The sequence below is a fragment of the Janthinobacterium sp. UMAB-60 genome (assembly GCF_900095235.1).
In the GTDB taxonomy this organism is placed as follows: domain Bacteria; phylum Pseudomonadota; class Gammaproteobacteria; order Burkholderiales; family Burkholderiaceae_D; genus Janthinobacterium.
In genome coordinates this window covers 175011-194837 of record NZ_LT607495.1, presented here as the reverse complement: position 1 = coordinate 194837, position 19827 = coordinate 175011, and the positions used below count along the sequence as shown (strand labels likewise).

Below are 19827 nucleotides of genomic sequence, written 5' to 3'. Positions count from 1 at the left end.
ACATTGCGTCAGTTATGCCTTTTAGCGGAACTCGCCCTTATGTCATTTTTGTCTTCAGCATCGCCCAAGTTACCCCCCTGGAAAGTCCTGCTCGTCGATGATGAACCCGACATCCACGACATCACCAAACTGACGCTGAGCCGTTTCCGCCTGGAGGGCCGTGCCCTGAGCTTCGTGCACGCGTACAGCGGCGCCGAAGCCAAGCAGGTGCTGGCGCGCGAAGACGGCATCGCGCTGGTCTTCCTGGACGTGGTGATGGAACGCGAAGACAGCGGCCTGGAAGTGGCGCGCTGGATGCGCGAAGACCTGGGCAACCAGTTTACGCGCATCGTGCTGCGCACCGGGCAGCCAGGACAGGCGCCGGAAGAACGGGTGATCGTCAACTACGACATCAACGACTACAAGGAAAAGACGGAACTGGACCGCACCAAGCTGTTCACCACCACCTTTGCCGCCCTGCGCGCCTACCGCGACATCATGAAGGTGGAAGAGGCGCGCCAGGCCCAGCTGCATTACCGCGAAGGCCTGGAAAGAGTCATCGCCGCCTCGGCGCATATCTTCAAGCAGCGCAACCTGCGCGACTTCGCCAGCGGCCTGCTGCAGCAAGTCGTCGCCCTGCTGCGCCTGGAAACGAGCATGCTGCTGCGCCTGCGCGGCGCCAGCGCCATCACGGGTGAGCAGGATTATGAAGTTCTCGCGCAGATCGGCGACCATGAAGCCGATGGCGGCATCCTCAGCCCCTCCCTGCTGTCGCAGCTGGACGACGCCAAGAGTAATAAAATTTCGCGCCTGCACGGCGACACCTATGTCGGCTATTTCCCCAACAGCAGCGGCAAGGCATCCCTGCTGGTCTTGAAGGGCGTGGAAGAAATTTCCGACCTCGACGCGCAATTGCTGGAAGTGTTCTGCTCGGGCGTGGCGATTGCCTTCGACAACATCCTGCTGACGCAGGAAATCACCGATACCCAGGCCGAACTGATCCTGCGCCTGGGCGACGTGGTCGAATCGCGCTCGCACGAAGGGGGCAACCACGTGCGCCGCATGGCCGAAGTGTGCCAGCTGCTGGCGCAAGCGTCCGGCATGTCGGAAGAGGAAACCATGGTGCTGCGCCACGCGGCGCCCATGCATGACATCGGCAAGATTTCCACGCCCGACGCGGTGCTGCTGAAACCCGGCAAGCTCGACGCGGCCGAGTGGGAAATCATGAAGCAGCATCCGACGGTGGGCATGTCCATCCTCGACGGCTCGCAGCGCCCGCTCTTGAAGGCGGCCGCCGTGATCGCCCACCAGCACCATGAAAAATACGACGGCAGCGGCTACCCGCAAGGCCTGGTAGGTGAAAACATCCACAAATACGCGCGCATCGCCGCCGTCGCCGACGTCTTCGACGCCCTCATGCACAAGCGCTGCTACAAGGACGCCTGGCCCCTGGAGCGCGTGGTCAGCTATTTGCGCGAAGTGAGCGGCAGCCACCTCGACCCGCAGTATGTGGAATTGCTGATTGCGAATCTGGATGCAGCACTGGCGTTGAATCAGCGTTTCCCAGACTAGCAGGCCCCACGAGCGATACGCACGCCAGCAAAACACGCTTCGGCCCACGCCCCCAACACGGGCACTCCGGGCCAAGCGGGCCTGAAAAATGTCGAGGGCAAGGCGCAGCGACGCAGACAGTACGCATGTACGGCAAGGAGCTGCAACGCCGCCATCGGCATTTTCTCAGGCCCGCGTCTCCGGCCCGCCATTTTCAAGCTTCAAATTTCAAGCACTCTTCGGCTCCAGCGGGAAGCGTATCTTGTAATGCAATCCCATCCCCGGCGCGCTGACCACCTTCACCGCGCCTCCCAGCGGCCCCGTCACCAGGTTGTACAGAATATGCGCACCCAGGCCGCTGCCGCCGGAACCGCGCTTGGTCGTGAAAAAGGGGTCGAACAGCTGGCCCAGGGTGGCGCTGTCCATGCCCATGCCATCGTCGCTGTAGTCGAGTTCCAGCATCTCGCCGGCCGTCCGCACGCTGATTTTGATCTTGCCCGGCTCGCCTTCGACAAAGCCGTGCACCAGTGAATTGACCACCATGTTCGTGACGATCTGCGAGACGGCGCCCGGATAGCTGCGCAGCTGCACTTCGGGTGGACAATCGATCTCCACCTTGATCGGCTTGCCCTTCAGCTTGGGTTGCAGGGACAGCAGGACTTCATCGAGATATTTGCGCAAATTAAAGCTGCGCAGTTCGTCCGAGGACTGGTCGACGGCCACCTGCTTGAAGCTGCGCACCAGCGCTGCGGCGCGCTGCGTATTCGTCGTCATGATGCGCAAGGTCTGGTCGATGATGTCGAAGAATTGTCGCAAGCCGTCTTCATCGAGCTGGCCGCCGTCCAGGTCTTCGCGCGTGAGTTTCAATTCCTGCACCAGGTGGCTGGTGGCCGTCACGCATATGCCCAGCGGCGTATTGATTTCATGCGCCACGCCCGCCACCAGCCGGCCCAGGGACGCCAGCTTTTCCTGGCGCACCAGTTCCGACTGCGCTTCCTGCAAGGCGCTCAGGGCGCTGTTCAGGGCCGCATTCTGCTCTTCCAGCGCTTCCTTGGCGCGGCGCATGGCGCTGTCGGCCTGGATGCGGGCCATCGCCACGGCCACATGGCTGGCCATGAAGGCCAGCACGTCCAGTTCCGCCTGCCCATACACGACGGATTCGTCGTAGCTTTGCACGATGATCACGCCATATTTGCGCTCGCCCAGCAGCATGGGCGCGCCCATCCAGCTGGCGATGCCGACATTGCCCAGCGGCTCGTCCATCTCGCCGCTGGCCACCAGCGCCGCATAGCTGCTGGCATTGAGCAAACACGCTTGCCGGCGCGCCAGCACGTACGAACTCATGCCGATGCCGTAATGAAAGCGTTTCACGGGCGCCTGCGCATCCTTTTCATCGACAAAATACGGGATCGTGATGTCCTTGTTGTCGGGATGGTACAGGGCGATGAGGAAATTCTTCGCCGTCACCAGCTCGCTGATGATGGCGTGCAACCGCGCATACAGGGTCGTCGCGTCGGCCGCCTGCGCCGACAGGTTGGCGATTTCATACAGCGCATGCTGCAGGTTTTCCGCGCGCCGCCGCTCGGCCACCTCGTGCGCCAGCAGGGCCGTGCGCTCCTGCACCGCCTTTTCCAGCCGGTCCATGCTTTGCATGCCTTGCAGGGCGCTCGACACGTGCGTGGCGATCAGCGCGAACAGGGCCTGGTCTTCCAGGCTGAAGCGGTGCTGCGCGTCATAGCTCTGGATGACGATGGCGCCCAGCACCTGCTGCTGCTGGTCCAGCAGCGGGCAGCCGATCCAGTGCTCGGCCGCCGTGCCGCCGCCCCAGGCGCCGCCACCGATGGCACGCATGGCGTCGTCGTCGGCCGTCATCACCAGCTGCTTGCGGTTGACGATGACCCACGCCGTGGGCGACTGCGCGGCGCTGGCCAGGCGCACGCCCTCGTCCGGGTCGGGCGCGGCGTCGAATTCATCGACAAAATAGGGAAAGCGCACGAGGCCGTCATCGCGGTCGCTCAGGGCCACATAAAAGTTCGCCGCATACATGATGCGGCCCAGCGCCGCATGCACCGCCTGCAGGAATTCGCTGATATCGCTGCAGGTGCTCGAACGCTGCCCGATTTCCAGCAACACGGTTTGAACGGCTTCCAGACGGCTGAGACGGCTTTCCATGGGTAACTGTGTGCCTTGTGTAAGTATATGTTCTGAAAATCAATATTATCAGTTCAGTCCAGCCTTGGCACGGCATAAAACGCACAATCTTGCCTTGAGGCAGCGCAACACACGCCACGCCGGCATTTGCCACCTTGGCGATACAGTGGCAGACTAGGCCCCTTCCTACAGACCAGACCGTCCTCATGACCGCCACGCTACGCGCCTCGCTTCGCCCCTATACCCTCGCCGGCCTGCTGGTCTTTGCCGCGCTGGGCATGCCGCCGCTGTGCGCCGCGCCCGCCAAGGCGCCGGCGGCGGAAACGGCCGATGGCGGACGCTATTTCGGCCCCCTCGTCGCGGGCAAGATGCATGGCCAGGGCCGGCTCGAGTACGCGAGCGGCGCGTTTTACGAAGGGGGCTTCGCGCGCGGCGTGTTTTCCGGCCAGGGCACGCTGCGCCAGGCGTCCGGCGTCGAGTACACGGGCGCCTTCCGCCAGGGCGCCTTCGATGGTATCGGCCGCTACACCTCGCCCAAGGGCGAGATCTATGCGGGCAGCTTCGTCAAGGGCAGCTTCGAGGGGCAAGGCCGCTTCCAGGGCGCCGATGGCGCCACCTTCGAAGGCCATTTCAAGCACTGGCGCCCGCACGGCGCCGGCAAGTTGACCGATACGGACGGCACCGTCTTCGAAGGCGACTTCGTCCAGGGCCAAGTGCAGGGCAAGGCGAAGGTCAGCACCAGCGACGGCATCCACTACGAAGGCGAGCTGAAAGACTGGAAATTCGAAGGCGAAGGCGTGCTGCGCACGGCCGACGGCGACGAATACCGGGGCGGCTTCAAGAATGGCCAGTTCGACGGCAAGGGCGTGCTGCGCTACGCCGTGGCGCAGGCGGACGGCCGGCGCGAAGACAGCGGCAACTGGACGGAAGGCCAGCTGGACGACCCGGCGGCCGACAAGCTCACGCGCGACAATATCGAGCTGGCCCTGTATAACCAGCGCACCCTGCTCGACGGCGCCCTGGGGCGCATCGCGCCGCGCGATGCGGCGAAAAAAATCAATCTCTACCTGCTGGGCGTGGCCGGCGATGGCGCGCAGGAAGTGTTTCACCGCGAAACGGCCTTCGTGCAGCACCAGTTCGACCGCGATTACGGCACCGTGGGGCGCTCCCTGATGCTGGTCAATAGCCGCAACACGGTGGCGCAGCAGCCGATGGCCACGCGCACCAGCATCGCCGCCAGCCTCGACGCCCTGGGCGCGAAGATGGACAAGGCCAACGACATCTTGTTTTTATTCCTCACCAGCCACGGCTCGCCCGAGCATGCACTGGCGCTGGCGCAGAACGGCATGGATTTGCACAGCCTGCCCGCGCAAGAGCTGGCGTCTATGCTCAAGCACAGCGGCATCCGCTGGAAAGTCATCGTGATCTCGGCCTGCTATGCGGGCGGCTTCATTGCGCCATTAAAAGATGACAACACCCTCATCATCACGGCCGCGCGCAGCGACCGCACCTCGTTCGGCTGCGACGACCAGAACGATTTTACGTACTTCAGCGAAGCGTATTTCAAGGAAGCCTTGCCCAAGAGCGCCGGCTTTGCCGAAGCCTTCGAGCAAGCCAAGGTGCTGGTGCAGGCGCGCGAGGCGGCCGATTTCCGCGAAGGCGGCATGGAAGCGGAAGAGCATTCCGAGCCGCAGCTATTCCAGGGCAAGGCGATTGCCGCGCAGCTGAAGGCGTGGCGCGCCCAGCCGCGCTAAGCCGGGCACGGCCGCCCGCCTTTCTGTACAATAGCCGTCACCATGCGACGATTCTTCCTCATTTTGCTGCTGTTCGTGCTTCCGCTCCAGATGTCCTGGGCCGCGGCGAGCGCGTATTGCCTGCACGAGGAAGGCAAGGCGGCGCAGCACCTGGGCCACCACAGCCACCAGCACAAGGCCGATGCGGACAAGCAACCCGTGGCCGATAAAAAGCTAGCTGACAAGCAATCCAAAGGCCAGCCGCACAGCGATTGCAACGTCTGCCACGGCATCGGCCATGCGTGGCTGCCGGCCGGCTCCAGCCTGCCCATCGGCGACATGGCGTCCGTCAACGCGGACACTGCCCCCTTCTTTTACGCTTCCCACATCCCGGACGCTCCCAAGCGCCCTGACTGGTCGTCGGCCATCTAGGCCGACGGGACGTTTCTTTCACTGATCGCAATGAGCCAGGCGCAAGCCTGCGCGTCCCGTCGAATTCTTTTTCCGTACCCTGGAGAATTCGATGCACCGTTCCATCTATCTGTTATGTCTCTCCGCTGGCCTGCTGGCTGGTAACTTTACCCACGCGCAATCTAGCGTGGAACCCGCCGCGCCCCTGACCCTGCCCGCCGCGCTGCTGCTGGCCGAAGGCGGCAACGCCACCCTGTCCGCCGCCCGCCATGAACTGGCGGCGCAAGGAGGCGCCCTGCAGCAGGCGCGCGCCCTGCCCAACCCGGAACTGCAAACCGTGCTGGAAGACACGCGGCGCGCCACGCGCAGCACCACCGTGCAGCTGAACCAGCTCATAGAACTGGGCGGCAAGCGGGGGGCGCGCACGGCCGTCGCCCGGCGCGGCGAGGACCTGGCGCACGCGGGCCTGTCGCTGCAGCAAGCCGACACGCGCGCACTAGTGAGCACCGCCTTTGTCGACGTGCTGGCGGCGCAGGAAGGCTTGCGCCTGGCCGACAGCGCGCAAGCCTTGGCCGCGCGCGCCAGCGACATCACGGCGCGCCGCGTCACGGCCGGCAAGGCCTCCCCCGTCGAGGAAACCCGCGCCAGGGTCGCCGAAGCGAGCGTGCGGCTGGAGCTGAACCTGGCCCGCAGCACCCTGGCCAGCGCGCGCAAGCGCCTGGCCGCCCTGTGGGGCAATGCCACGCCCCGTTTTACCCAAGCCGTAGGACGCCTGGAAACCCTGCCCGAGCTGCCCCCCGCCAGCGAACTGGCGGCGCGCCTGGCCCAGGCGCCCAGCGTGCGCCAGGCGCACAGCGCGCTGGCGCAGCGCCAAGCCATGCTGGACGTGGAACAGCGGCGCGCCACGCCCGACGTGACTGTGAGCATCGGCATGAAGCGCTCGGAAGAACTGGGCCGCAACCAGGCCATCATCGGCCTGGCCCTGCCGCTGCCTTTGTTCGACCGCAACGCGGGCAACAAGCTCGACGCCTTGCGCCGCAGCGACAAGGCCAGCGACGAGCTGGCCGCCGCCCGCATCGATGTGCAGACGAAGGTCGCCGCCGCCAGCGAACGGCTGGCCACAGCCCGTCTCGACGTGGAAAGCTTGCGCCAGGACATCTTGCCTGGCGCTCAAAGCGCCTACGACGCGGCCAGCAAGGGCTTTGAGTTCGGCAAGTTCGCCTTTCTCGACGTGCTCGATGCCCAGCGCACCTTGCTGCAAGCCAAAAACCAATACCTGCGCGCGCTGACCGAAGCGCAGCACGCCGCCGCCGAGATCGAGCGCCTGCTTGGCGCCCCCGCTCCCCTGTAAGGAAGACCCGACAATGAACATCACACTCAACAAAAAACAGGCGATCGCCATAGTCTCCATCGCGGCCGCCGGCATCGTGCTGGCCATCCTCATCCTCGGCACGGGCAAGTCCAAGACTGCGCCGCCCGCCGCCGTCAAGAAGGAAGCACATGCTGAAAAGAAAGACGAACACGGCCACGAAGAAGTGGAAGGCAAGCTGGAATTGAGCGCCGCACAAAGCCGCGCGGCCAGCGTCGTCATCGCCACGGCCGCGCCCGGCCGCATCAAGACGACCGTCGCCCTGCCCGGCGAAATCCGTTTTAACGAAGACCGTACTGCCCACGTCGTGCCGCGCCTGGCCGGCGTGGTGGAAGCCGTGCAGGCCGACCTGGGCCAGCTGGTGAAAAAGGGGCAAGTGCTGGCCGTCATCGCCAGCACGGAGCTGTCGGAGCAGCGCAGCGCGCTGCTGTCGGCGCAGCGGCGCTTATCCTTGGCCCGTTCCACATACGAGCGCGAAGAAAAACTGTGGCGCGAGAAAATTTCGGCGGAACAAGACTATCTGCAGGCGCAGCAAGCGTGGCGCGAGGCGGAAATCGCCGTGCAGAACGCGCAGCAAAAGCTCAGCGCGCTGGGCGCCAGTGGCGCTGCCAAGGGTCCGCTGAACCGCTATGAGATCCGCGCGCCGTTCGACGGCATGGTGCTGGAAAAACACATCACCCTGGGCGAAGCCGTCAAGGAGGACGCGAACATCTTCGTCATTTCCGACCTGTCGACCGTGTGGGCGGAAATCGCCGTGCCGGCGAAAGACCTGGCCACCGTGCGCATGGGAGGCAAGGCGGAAGTCAAAGCCAGCGCATTCGACGCCAGCGCGCAAGGCACGATCACCTACGTGGGCGCGCTGCTGGGCGAGCAGACGCGCACGGCCAAGGCACGCATCAGCTTGCAGAATCCCGACATGGCCTGGCGCCCTGGCCTGTTCGTCAGTGTGGAAGTGGTGTCCGGCGAAGCGGACGCGCCCGTCACCGTGCAGAGCACGGCCATCCAGACGGTGGAAGACAAGCCCGTCGTCTTCGTGCAAGTCAAGGATGGCTATCAGGCCACGCCCGTGGTGCTGGGGCGCAGCGATGGCACATTGACGCACATCAAGCAGGGCCTGGCCGCCGGCACGCCGTACGCGGCGCAAGGCAGTTTTGTCCTGAAATCCGAGCTGGGCAAAGATTCCGCCGGCCACGAACATTGATCACGTCAAACGAAAGGAAACCATCATGTTTGAACGCTTGATCCGCTTCGCCATCGAGCAGCGCTGGCTGGTGATGCTGGCCGTGGCCGCCATGGCCGGCCTGGGCATCTACAACTATCAAAAGCTGCCCATCGACGCCGTGCCCGACATCACCAATGTGCAGGTGCAAATCAATACCCAGTCCGCCGGCTATTCGCCGCTGGAAACCGAGCAGAGGGTCACCTTCCCCATCGAGACGGCCATGGCCGGCTTGCCCAACCTGGAGCAGACGCGCTCGCTGTCACGCTATGGCCTGTCGCAAGTGACCGTGATCTTCAAGGATGGCACGGACATTTATTTTGCCCGCCAGATGATCAACGAACGCTTGCAGGAAGCCAAGGAAAGCTTGCCGGCCGGCATCACGCCGAAGATGGGGCCCGTCTCCACGGGCCTCGGCGAAATCTACCTGTGGACGGTGGAAACGCAGGAGGGCGCAAAGAAACCGGACGGCACGCCGTACACGCCGACGGACTTGCGCGAAATCCAGGACTGGATCATCAAGCCGCAGTTGCGCAATGTCACGGGCGTCACGGAAATCAATGCCATCGGCGGCTACGCCAAGCAATACCAGGTGGCGCCGTATCCGGAAAAACTGGCCGCCTACGGCATCAGCCTGCAGGACGTGGTGACGGCGCTGGAGCGCAACAACAGCAACGTGGGCGCCGGCTACATCGAAAAGCAGGGCGAGCAACTGCTGATCCGCGCGCCGGGCCAGGTGGCATCGAAAGACGACATCGGCAACATCGTCGTCGCCAATGTGCAGGGCGTGGCGATCCGCATTCGCGACGTGGCCGACGTGGTGCTGGGGCGTGAGCTGCGCACGGGCGCGGCCACGGAAAACGGCCGCGAAGTGGTGCTCGGCACCGTCTTCATGCTGATCGGCCAGAACAGCCGCGCCGTGTCGCAAGCCGTCGACAAAAAGATGATCGAAATCAACCGCAGCCTGCCGAAAGGCGTGCATGCCGTCACCGTGTATGACCGCACGGTGCTCGTCGACAAGGCCATCAATACGGTGAAGAAAAACCTGCTGGAAGGCGCGGTATTGGTGATCGCCATCCTGTTCCTGTTCCTCGGCAATATCCGCGCGGCCATCATCACGGCCATGGTGATTCCGCTGGCCATGCTGTTCACGTTTACGGGCATGGTGCAATACCATGTGAGTGCCAACCTGATGAGTCTGGGGGCGCTCGATTTCGGCATCATCATCGATGGCGCCGTGGTGATCGTGGAAAACTGCGTGCGCCGCCTGGCCCATGCGCAGCAGAAACTGGGACGGCCCCTGACCTTGCAGGAACGTTTTCACGAAGTGTTTGCGGCATCGCAAGAAGCACGCAGGCCCCTGCTGTATGGCCAGCTGATCATCATGGTGGTGTACCTGCCCATCTTCGCGCTGACGGGCGTGGAAGGCCGCATGTTTACGCCGATGGCCCTGACGGTGGTGATTGCCCTGCTCGGTGCCATGCTGCTGTCGATTACTTTCATTCCCGCCGCCGTGGCGCTGTTTATCGGCGACAAGGTAGCGGAGAAAGAAAACGTCATCATGCGCGCCGCCAAGCGCTGGTATGCGCCGCTGCTGGGCAAGGTGATGCGCAACACGCCCGTCGTGCTGACGGGCGCGGCGGTAGCCGTCGTGCTGTCGGGCTTGCTGGCCACGCGCATGGGCAGCGAATTCGTGCCCAGCCTGAACGAGGGCGATATCGCCATCCAGGCCCTGCGCATCCCCGGCACCAGCTTGAGCCAATCGCTGGCCATGCAGCAGCAACTGGAAAGCAAGCTCATGGCAAACCACAAGGAAATCGCGCGCGTGTTCGCCCGCACGGGAACGGCCGAGATCGCCTCCGACCCCATGCCGCCGAATATTTCCGACGGCTACATCATGCTGAAACCCCGCAGCGAATGGCCGCAGCCGACAAAATCGCGCGAGCAATTGCTGGCGGAAATCGAAGCGACGGCCACCAGCTTGCCGGGCAACAACTACGAGTTTTCGCAACCGATCCAGCTGCGTTTCAATGAACTGATTTCCGGCGTGCGCAGCGACGTGGCCGTGAAACTGTTCGGCGACGACATGCTTGTCCTCGACAGCACGGCGGCGAAGATCGCCGGCGTGCTGGGCAAGATACCGGGCGCGACAGAGGTAAAAGTCGAGCAGACCACGGGCCTGCCCATGCTGACGGTGCAGATCGACCGCGAGCAGACGGCGCGCTACGGCCTCAACATTGCCGACGTGCAGTCGGCGATCGCCACGGCCATCGGCGGGCAAGAGGCGGGCACCCTGTTCCAGGGCGACCGCCGCTTCGACATCGTCGTGCGCCTGCCCGACAGCCTGCGCAGCGACCTGGAGCAATTAAAGCGCCTGCCCATCGCCCTGCCCCAGGGCGCGGCGGCGGAAGGCCGTGCGCGCTTCATCCCGCTCGGTGAAGTGGCCAGTCTGCAAGTGGCGCCGGGGCCGAACCAGATCAGCCGCGAAGACGGCAAGCGCCGCATCGTCGTCAGCGCGAATGTGCGCGGGCGCGATATCGGCTCCTTCGTGGCCGACGCCACGCAGCAGTTGCAAGCGCAAGTGGCCATTCCCGCCGGCTACTGGACCAGCTGGGGCGGCCAGTTCGAGCAATTGCAGTCGGCCACGAAACGCCTGGAGCTGGTGGTGCCCGTGGCCTTGGCCCTCGTGTTTGTGTTGCTGTTCGCCATGTTCGGCAACGTGAAAGATGGCTTGCTCGTGTTCAGCGGCATCCCGTTCGCCTTGACGGGCGGTATCGTCGCGCTGTGGCTGCGCGACATTCCCATGTCGATCTCGGCGGCCGTCGGCTTCATCGCCCTGTCCGGCGTGGCCGTGCTGAACGGCCTGGTGATGATCGCCTACATCCGCCAGTTGCGCGAACAGGGCATGCCCTTGCAGGAGGCGATATGCGAAGGGGCCATTACGCGTTTGCGTCCCGTCTTGATGACGGCGCTGGTGGCGTCACTGGGCTTCGTGCCGATGGCGATTGCCACGGGCACGGGCGCCGAAGTGCAGCGTCCGCTGGCCACCGTGGTGATCGGCGGCATCCTGTCGTCGACGGCCCTGACCCTGCTGGTGCTGCCGCTGCTGTACCGGCTGGCATACCGCCGGCAAGAGGAGGAAGAGGAAGAGGAGGTAGGTCGGATTAGCTCCGAAGGAGCGTAATCCGACACCAACACCGGCGCCGGCAATATATATATAGCTTACGGCTTGCGGTAGCCGCCTTCGATCCAGTTCGCGGCCGACGTGGCGTTGAACTTGAAGGCGGCCGAGGTGCGCACCTTGGCGATCTGTTCGCCGTCCGCGTCGTAGGCGCTCAGTTCCGCGTATGGGTGCTCTTCGTCGGGCACGATGTCGAACATCACCTTGACTTGCCCCTCGTCGGTGGCGACAAACAGGTTCTTGTGCAATTGCGCATGCAACTGCTGCTCGTGGCGGCGCAGCACTTCCGACGCCGTCTTCACCAGCGTGTTGAACGCGTTGACGTCGAGCGGTTTCGGATTTTTCTTGTCGCGGCCCATGGTCCACGGGCCTACCAGCGCCGGCTCCGGTTCGCCATCCTTGATCATGGCGACGGCCCAGCCTTCATCTTCCTCGTTCTTGATCACCCTCGCCGTCCAGCCATTGCCTACCCACAGGCGCGGCTCCTGGATCGGGGCGTCATTGTCCTGCTCGGCTGCTTCGTCGGAAAAGTCGGGAAAATCGGTACTCATGGCGGTGCTCGTGGTGGAGGGTTGGGGCTAGCATGATAGTCGAAAACGTCCACCCGTGCCGCCTTGCCGCAAGGTAAGGCGCGGCCCGCCATAGTCGATCTCGGCAATAAGACAAGCTATCAATGTAGTAGCTTTATTCTAGTAATCGAGCTTTGATATTGCTCAACTAAGACTATTATTATTTTGCAATCTGAATTATGTTTTTTATATTTCAAATATTGCATTTAGTAATGCTTGGCTTCAAGAAATTATTTCATCTTGCGACGTCCCTCATCCCCGCACGCCGCCTTGCATCGCCACGCCAAGCACTTCTGCCTGTCCTGATCAAAACAGCTGCGTACACCTATAAATCTTTGAGGGAATAAACATGAAAATCTTGTCCACACTGGCATGCGCGACGCTCGCTGCCGCCGCAGGCAGCGCCAGCGCCGTCCCCACATTTACGGCCGGCGGCACGGCCCTGGCCGGCCAAGGGCTGGTGACATCCGTTGCAGGCGCCACCACGATCGATTTCAACAGCGGCATCCTGCCCGCCAACTACATCGACGGCGCGCTGTTCACCGGCACGAACGGCAACCATGCCACGCCTCCTGGCGATATGAGCAAGTATTTGTCGGCAGGCACTTCTTCCGACCAGCACTCGCCCGTGACCGCCAACTTCAGTGGCGGCTTGAGCTATTTCGGCTTCTACATGGGTTCGCCGGACACGTACAACAGCGTGACCTACACCTTTGCCGACCACAGCTCGACCACGCTGACGGGCACGCAACTGGCAACGCTGGCCGGCGATGCCGCCAACGGCAATCAGTCCGTGGGCCTGTACGTGAATGCCTTCGCCGGCGTTGGCAGCAAGATCACCTCGGTTGCCTTCAACTCCACGCAGAATGCCTTCGAGACGGACAACCACGCCTTCATCGCGGCCGTTCCCGAACCGGAAACCTATGCCATGCTGCTGGCCGGCCTGGGCTTGCTGGGTTTCATGCTGCGCCGCAAATCCTCCTGACGCGGGCAAGTACTGGCAAAAGCCCGCGATGCGGGCTTTTTCACGGCCAGACCAGCCGACTGCCGTCCGCCGGTGCCGTCAGCACATGGACATGGCAGGCCGGCTGGGCCAGGTCAGCGGCGGACCGGGCGGCACCCAGCGCGGGTCGATGGCTGGCAGTGGCGCATGGTAATTAAAGGGATTGATGATGATCGGCGGTATCGCCGATGGCGCGCCGACGGGCTCGGCGCAGGACTGCGGGGCGCTACGCTGGCGCGTGGTTCGATGGTGGGAAAGGGATAGCGATTGATCCCCGGTATCTGCAAACAAAAGCATGTTGCCCTCCTTGCGAGACTGAGGTATTCAGTATAGGACGGCTTGCGCGTATTACAAGAAAAGAAATCTTGTTCCAGATTCAGCATTTTCTGCCCGTACAGACCTCCCATACCGTGAAAATGACGGCCTGTCGCACGCCGCTGGCGGCCAGCCCGGCGCGCCCCTACAGTGTGAGCATGCAACACCCCATCACCCACACACCGAGGCTTACCATGAAAAAACTGCTCACCTTCATCCTCATCGTCATGCTGGCCTGCCTGTTGCTCGACAAGGTCGGTGGCAGCGACATGCACATGCAGTTCAACGGCGACGATGTCGACGGTCCGCTGGAATGGCTGTTCGGCCTGGTGTTTGCCGGTGGCGGCTTGCTGGTCGCCGCCATTGCGCTGGTGTGCGCCGCCGTCGTCACGGGCGTGGTGCTGGCGGGAGTGGGCGTGGTGCTGATCGCCGTGCTGGCACTCTGCGTGGTGCTGGTGCTGGCGCTGAGCACGCCCGTGTTGCTGCCCCTGTTGATTCCCGTGGCCATCGTCTGGCTGATCGTCAGCCGCAAGCACAAGCAGGCACAAGCGCATCAGCACAGCCTGTAATCACTGCGCCATGAATTTGCTGAGCACGCCGTCGCTGCCGCCATCATTCTGTTCGATGCGGTTGCGCCCGCCCCGCTTGGCCCGGTACAGGGCCTCGTCGGCGCGCGCCAGCACGGCGTCGCAATCGGCATCCGTGCCGGCCATGGCGGCCATGCCGATGCTCACCGTGATGGTGATCAGGATGCCGCCATCGGTGGTCAGCGAACTTTCCGCCACGCGCCGGCGCAACCGCTCCGCAAACACGGCCGCCGCCGCCAGGTCGGTGCCCGGTAGCAAGATGGCGAATTCTTCGCCGCCCACGCGGCCCGGTACGTCGACCTTGCGCAGCGCCTGGCACATCAGCGCGCCCAGGTGGCGCAGCACGGTATCGCCCACGGCGTGGCCATACTCGTCGTTGACGCGCTTGAAGTGATCGATATCGAGCATCAACACGCTGGCGCAGCTGGCCAGTTCGCGCTGCAGCCGCGCATGCTCGTTTTCCAGTGCCGCCATGAAATGGCGCCGGTTCGGCAAGCCCGTCAAAAAATCGGTGGTCGCCAATTGCAGCAATTCCGCGTTCATGCGCTTGCGCTCGGTGATATCGAGCGAGGACACCATGACGAAGTCCAGGCTGTCGGCATGGCCGGGCATCACCAGCAAGCTCAGCTCATTTTGCCGCGCCGCGCCATCGAGACGCAAGAAGCTGCTCTCGCACTCGTACAGGTGGGCACCGCCAGCCAGCGCCAGCAGCGCATCGCCAAAACGGGGCAAGGCGCTGGCATCGAAGTTCTGCGCCAGGCCCAGCGCGCCGCGGCGCTGGTCGCTCTCGTTGGCGCGCACCTGCGCCAGCGCGGCGCCGTTCGCATCGATGATGCGCACCAGCCCCGCCAGCCGCTGCAGCGCGTCCGGATGGGCCTGGAAGTGAGCGCCCAGGTCGCGCACGCCCGCTTGTTCGAGCGCAACGAGCGCGGCGCGCACGGCCGACCAGTCCTGTTCCCACAGAGCCACGGGCGCATGGTCGTACAGACTGCGGAAACGCGCTTCGCCGGCGCGCAGGGCCAGCGCCACCTGCGCCTGTTCGATGGCCATGCCGGCCAGGTGCGCCGCCTCGCTCAGCCGCGCCAGATGCGCCGCGCCCGGCAAGGTAGGCTGGCGGTGATACGCCATCAGCACACCCAGCAGTTTGCCCGAGCCGCCACGCACGGGCTCGGCCCAGCACGATTGCAGCTGGGCTCGCCATGCCAGTTCCATCGTCTCTTGCACATCGGCAGCGGCATGCAAGTCGCCCACGATCACGCGCTGGCCGTCGCGCAGCGCTTGCGCGGCGATGCCATGCACGCCTTGCAGGGTGTCGAGGCCATGGCCATGGCTGGACACGTTGAAAAACGCGGGCAAGCTGGGCGCCGCCCCCAGCACCAGACGGTGGCGGTTTTCATCGAGCAACAAGATGCTGCACAGCATGGCGGGATGGTCGGCTTGCACGCTCAGCACCACGCTTTCCAGCACCCGCTCCAGCGGCGCGCCCGTGGCCAGCATTTCCAGCACTTGCCGCCGCGTGTGCTCGCGCCGTTCCATCTGGCTGCGCTCGCTGATGTCGCGGAAGGTCCACAAGCGCGCCTGTTCATTGCCCAACTGCATGCTGCGCACATATTGCTCGACCACCCGTCCATCGCGCAGGTGCAGCACGTCGCGCCGCTCGCGGTGGCCATGCGGCGCGTGGGCGCGTGCTCCCAGGAAAGGCGCCGCTTGCTCCAGCTGGCTTTCCACATGGCGTACCAGTGCCGCGCCGTCCGCTTGCCAGTCGAGCGCGTCGGGCACTTGCCACAGGTCGCGGAAGCGCCGGTTCGAGGTGAAGATGCGGCCTTCGATGTTGTCGACCAAAATACCGTCGATGGTCGAATCGAGGATGCTGCGCAGCATGGCCTGGCTGCGCTGCGCCGCCTCGGCCATCGCCAGCACGCTGGCCTGGCCCTGCTCCAGCTGGTCCGTCAACTGGCTCGAACGCGCCAGCGCCGCCTGGGCGCGGGCGCGGCCCGCCGCCAGCAGCCAGGCCGCCAGCGCCAGCACGATGCTGGCCAGCAAGCCGGTCCAGGCCACCAGGCGGGGCCGCGCCAGCAGCTCGCCATCGAAGCCCGGCATGGCGCGCACGCGCAAGGTCCAGGCATGGCCGGCGATGCTGACCGCCTGCTGCGACACCAGGCTGTCCGACCCGGCCGCCGCCAGCAGCTCCGGCAAGCTGTCATACATCAGGGCCGCCTCAGCCTGTTGTGCCCCATCATAGATTTCCAGGTCCAGCTGGCGCGCCCCCTCGCCGCCCACGCCCGCCATCAGGTCAACCATGCGGAACGGCGCAAACACCCAGGCGCGCAAGGCGGCGCGGCGCTGCGCCACGCTGGCATGCGGCGAGCCATTCTCATACACGGGCAGCACGACGAGGAAGCCATGCGCCTGGTCACTGCCGCCATCTTGCACCAGGTGGATCTTGCCCGTCATGGCCGCTTGCCCCGTGTCGCGCGCCTGTTCGAGCGCGGCGCGGCGCACGGGTTCCGACCAGATGTCATAGCCGAACGCCAGCAGGTTGCTTTCGCTTAAAGGTTCCAGATAAGTGATGGGCGCATGCCAGGCGCGCTGGCCCGGCGGACGCACGGCATAGCCGGGATAGCCCTCCGCGCGCACGCTCGCTTCGTGCCGCGCCAGCCCGGCACCGGGCAACAGCGGCAGGTAGCCGATGCCGTGGATGCCGGGAAAATGCCGGTCCACCTGCTGCACCGCCAGATAGGCATGGAATTCGCTGCGCGTGACGTCCTGCGAACTGGCATACAGTCCCTGCACGCCGTGCAGCACCTGGATGTAGGTCTGCATGCGGACGACGATGTTGCCCACCAGTTCGCGCACGCGGAAGTCAAAATCGGCCTGCACCTGCTGTTCGCTGGCGTCGCTGGCATTGCGCCAGGCGCCATACGTCAGTCCCAGGCACAGCGCCAGCACCAGCGCAGCCAGCACGCGCGGCCCCACCCAGTGCGACACTGACCGAGCAAACCACGACGTAGACGCGCGTGTAGGCATGACAGGCTGACAGGCAGAACGGACATCAAACCGCTACACGGCCAGCAGCATGGCTGGCAGCGGGCTGCACGATTACCATCGGTAGTCGATGAGAATGATAGTACGTTACAGCGGGCGCCCTTGCAATGCTGAATATTGTATTAAAAAAATCACAAATTTCGCAAATGCAATAATGAGTACTTCGGGAAAATTCGATACATTGGAAACCATCACGCAGGAGTCGCGTTTGCAGCAGGATAGCTGGCAGGGAACACTATGGCTGGCGCCGGACTTTGCCATCCTGCATGGCGCAGTTGGCGCCACGGACAGCCACGCCCATTATGCGCACCAGCTGATGCTGAGCACCGGGGCGCCCTTCACGGCAGAGCTCGACGGTATCGTCCACACGGCGCGGCACTTGCTGATCGAAAGCCTGCGCCCGCACGCCATCGTGGCCGCGCCAGCTTTCATGCTGACCATCTATGCGGAACCGCAGCGCCTGAGCGGCGCGGCCTTGCTGGCCGCCGCCCATGCTGGCGCGCCCACGCTGGACAATGTCGCCGCCGCATTGCAGGCCCAGCCGCGCGAGCACTTGCCCGATCCCCGCCTGCGGCGCGCGCTGGAGCAAGTCGATGCGCTGCTGTCGGGCAAGGTCAGCGCGGCCGCCGTGGCCGGGGCCGCGCATTTGTCGCTGAGCCAGCTGGAACGCCTGTTCAGCGCCCAGCTGGGCCTGCCCGTGCGCCGGCTGGTGCTGTGGCGCCGCCTGCGCCTGGCCATCCGTTTCATCTTGCTCGGCAGCACCCTGACGGACGCGGCCCACGGCGCCGGCTTTGCCGATGCCGCGCATTTTTCGCGCACCATGCGCAGCCTGTTCGGCGTGCGCGCCGACCGCAGCTTGCGCCAGCTCAAGGTCAAGCTGCTCGATTAAGTGTCACTTCTGCGCCTGCTTCAAGCCGGCCGGCAGCTCGGGCGCGCGCACGCCCTCTTCCGCGCGGAATGGTTCGATCAATTGCGGCAGGTAGGCCACGGGATAATCGGGACGGCTGCCGATGCCCAGGTCTTCGCCCCGCATGCGATAGTCCGGCGCGTCGAAGCAGGTGCCCAGCAAGCGGTCCCAGCAAGTAAAGAACAGGCCGAAATTCACGTCGCCGGCCGTGCCGTATTTCATGTGGTGAAAACGGTGCAAGGGCGCCCAGGCAAACACGTGGCGCAGCGGCCCCATGCGCATGTCGACATTCGCATGCTGCAGCAGCAGCTGGATCGCCACGGCAAACGCCAGCACGGCCATGACACGCTCCGGTATGCCCAGCAGCAGCAAGGGCAGCATGCCGCCCGCCGCTTCCAGCAGCAGATGCAGCGGATGCTTCATCCAGCCATTGAATCCATACAGGCGCTGCACGCTGTGATGCACGGCATGCAGTTTCCACAGAAAATAGTAGCGGTGGCTCAGGTAATGCACCAGGGTAATGCCGCAGTCGGCAATGAGGATGGCCAGCAACAGTTGCAGCCAGAACGGCAGCTGGACGGGCCAGAACGGCCCCAGCGCCAGGTGTCCTGCCAGCAGGGGAAACGCCGCCAGGCCCGGCAGGTATAGCGCCTCGTTGACGAGCGCGTGCAGCACGTCGCGCCAGCCGTCGCCGTGCGCATGGTTCCAGGCATCGTCGTACGGCAGATAACGCTCGGCAAGAAAGGACGTGAGCAGGGCCAGCAGCAGCAAGGGCGGCAAGACCCAGAGAGAGGTGTCGCACACCGCGATCAGGCAGGCGGCGGCGCCGATGAAGCCGGCCCAGAAGACGGGGCCGTACAGCGCGGCAAAGAGGGATTTCATGACAAGGCGCTCCTGTGGCAAAAACCACAGCATGGCGTGTCCCCCTGCCGCGCCGCTTGAAGAAACGGCGCAAAATTACTTACTTGGCGGCCTTCCTCGCCGCGTATTGCTGGTAGCCATTCGCGCGCAGGGCGCAGGCGGGGCAAGTGCCGCAGCCATAGCCCCAGTCGTGCAATTGTCCCCGCTCGCCCAGGTAGCAGGTGTGCGTGCCGCTGCGGATCAGGTCGACCAGCGGCTGGCCGCCCAGGTCTTCCGCCAGATCCCAGCTTTGCGCCTTGTCCAGCCACATCAGCGGCGTTTCCAGTTTCAAACGCGTGTTCATGCCCAGGTTCAGCGCCACTTGCAGGGCCTTCATCGTATCGTCGCGGCAATCCGGGTAGCCGGAGAAATCCGTTTCGCACATGCCGCCCACCAGCACCGTCAAGCCGCGGCGGTAGGCCACGGTGGCGGCCACCGTCATGAACAGCAAATTGCGTCCAGGAACAAAGGTGTTCGGCAAGCCGTTTTCCTGCATGACGATCTCGACGTTCTGCGTCATGGCCGTATCGGAAATGGCGGCAATCAGGGACAGGTCGATCATGTGATCCTGGCCCAGGCGGCTGTCCCACTCGGGCGATTGCCGGCGCATCTGTTCGAGCACGCCGGGACGCACGGTCAGCTCGATCGCATGGCGCTGTCCATAGTCAAAGCCGATGGTTTCCACGCGGCTATAGTGTTTCAAGGCCCAGGCCAGGCAGGTGGTGGAATCTTGTCCACCGCTAAAGAGCACCAGTGCGGAGTCCGTTGCTAGCATAATTTCTTTCTTTTCAGTTTTACTCTGTTGCAATCGTGCGCGGGGAAACGTGATTCCCCGCGCAAAAAATACTTATTCGTCCGCCATCAGTTTACCTATTCCGGTAACATGCAGTCAGCATTTACTCATCTG

General features: G+C 64.1%; 14 protein-coding genes. 9 read left to right on the top strand and 5 right to left on the bottom strand.

Translation table 11 applies throughout. From position 1 onward, the window contains the following. Positions 1 to 39: 39 nt before the first annotated feature. On the top strand, positions 40 to 1551 hold the full coding sequence (locus K0F86_RS21470; protein ID WP_219136210.1) for a response regulator: 1512 nt from the start codon (positions 40 to 42) through the stop codon (positions 1549 to 1551). 207 nt (positions 1552 to 1758) lie between these two features. Here K0F86_RS21470 and K0F86_RS21465 read toward each other — a convergent pair whose 3' ends face one another. Beyond that, positions 1759 to 3702: a GAF domain-containing sensor histidine kinase gene (locus K0F86_RS21465; RefSeq protein ID WP_219136209.1), complete on the bottom strand. Its 1944-nt coding sequence runs from the start codon at positions 3700 to 3702 to the stop codon at positions 1759 to 1761. A 185-nt stretch (positions 3703 to 3887) separates the two neighbouring features. On the opposite strand from K0F86_RS21465, the gene K0F86_RS21460 reads away from it, so the two are divergent. The 5 genes from K0F86_RS21460 to K0F86_RS21440 all read left to right on the top strand — a co-directional run bounded on the left by K0F86_RS21460 (position 3888) and on the right by K0F86_RS21440 (position 11597). After that, complete coding sequence (locus K0F86_RS21460; protein ID WP_219136208.1) at positions 3888 to 5435, top strand: C13 family peptidase; 1548 nt, start codon at positions 3888 to 3890, stop codon at positions 5433 to 5435. A 42-nt stretch (positions 5436 to 5477) separates the two neighbouring features. Continuing rightward, complete coding sequence (gene czcI, locus K0F86_RS21455) at positions 5478 to 5846, top strand: cation efflux protein, CzcI family (RefSeq protein ID WP_219136207.1); 369 nt, start codon at positions 5478 to 5480, stop codon at positions 5844 to 5846. Positions 5847 to 5937: 91 nt separating this feature from the next. Further along, complete coding sequence (locus K0F86_RS21450; protein WP_219136206.1) at positions 5938 to 7176, top strand: TolC family protein; 1239 nt, start codon at positions 5938 to 5940, stop codon at positions 7174 to 7176. A 13-nt stretch (positions 7177 to 7189) separates the two neighbouring features. Next, positions 7190 to 8395, top strand: coding sequence for an efflux RND transporter periplasmic adaptor subunit (locus K0F86_RS21445; protein ID WP_219136205.1), 1206 nt, complete (start codon positions 7190 to 7192; stop codon positions 8393 to 8395). A 25-nt stretch (positions 8396 to 8420) separates the two neighbouring features. Then, positions 8421 to 11597, top strand: coding sequence for an efflux RND transporter permease subunit (locus tag K0F86_RS21440; protein WP_219136204.1), 3177 nt, complete (start codon positions 8421 to 8423; stop codon positions 11595 to 11597). A 38-nt stretch (positions 11598 to 11635) separates the two neighbouring features. Here K0F86_RS21440 and K0F86_RS21435 read toward each other — a convergent pair whose 3' ends face one another. After that, the gene (locus K0F86_RS21435; RefSeq protein ID WP_219136203.1) at positions 11636 to 12145 is read right to left on the bottom strand and encodes a hypothetical protein; all 510 of its coding nucleotides are present in this window, start codon (positions 12143 to 12145) and stop codon (positions 11636 to 11638) included. 367 nt (positions 12146 to 12512) lie between these two features. Here K0F86_RS21435 and K0F86_RS21430 point away from each other — a divergent pair, with 367 nt between their 5' ends. Continuing rightward, the gene (locus K0F86_RS21430) at positions 12513 to 13148 is read left to right on the top strand and encodes a PEP-CTERM sorting domain-containing protein (RefSeq protein ID WP_219136202.1); all 636 of its coding nucleotides are present in this window, start codon (positions 12513 to 12515) and stop codon (positions 13146 to 13148) included. A gap of 527 nt (positions 13149 to 13675) precedes the next feature. Beyond that, on the top strand, positions 13676 to 14050 hold the full coding sequence (locus tag K0F86_RS21425; RefSeq protein ID WP_219136201.1) for a hypothetical protein: 375 nt from the start codon (positions 13676 to 13678) through the stop codon (positions 14048 to 14050). On the opposite strand, the gene K0F86_RS21420 is transcribed toward K0F86_RS21425, so the two are convergent. Further along, the gene (locus K0F86_RS21420) at positions 14051 to 17095 is read right to left on the bottom strand and encodes a CHASE domain-containing protein (RefSeq protein WP_257572289.1); all 3045 of its coding nucleotides are present in this window, start codon (positions 17093 to 17095) and stop codon (positions 14051 to 14053) included. It lies immediately after the preceding gene. A gap of 172 nt (positions 17096 to 17267) precedes the next feature. On the opposite strand from K0F86_RS21420, the gene K0F86_RS21415 reads away from it, so the two are divergent. Then, the gene (locus tag K0F86_RS21415) at positions 17268 to 18002 is read left to right on the top strand and encodes an AraC family transcriptional regulator (RefSeq protein ID WP_219136200.1); all 735 of its coding nucleotides are present in this window, start codon (positions 17268 to 17270) and stop codon (positions 18000 to 18002) included. A gap of 3 nt (positions 18003 to 18005) precedes the next feature. Here the strand turns inward: K0F86_RS21415 and K0F86_RS21410 are convergent, their stop codons facing one another. Both K0F86_RS21410 and queC read right to left on the bottom strand, forming a co-directional pair. Next, positions 18006 to 18902 carry a sterol desaturase family protein gene (locus K0F86_RS21410; RefSeq protein ID WP_219136199.1) on the bottom strand — a complete coding sequence of 299 codons (897 nt, stop codon included), beginning with the start codon at positions 18900 to 18902 and terminating at the stop codon, positions 18006 to 18008. Positions 18903 to 18981: 79 nt separating this feature from the next. Continuing rightward, a complete protein-coding gene (gene queC, locus K0F86_RS21405; RefSeq protein WP_219136198.1) occupies positions 18982 to 19695 on the bottom strand; it encodes a 7-cyano-7-deazaguanine synthase QueC in 714 nt (237 codons plus the stop codon). Positions 19696 to 19827: the final 132 nt, after the last annotated feature.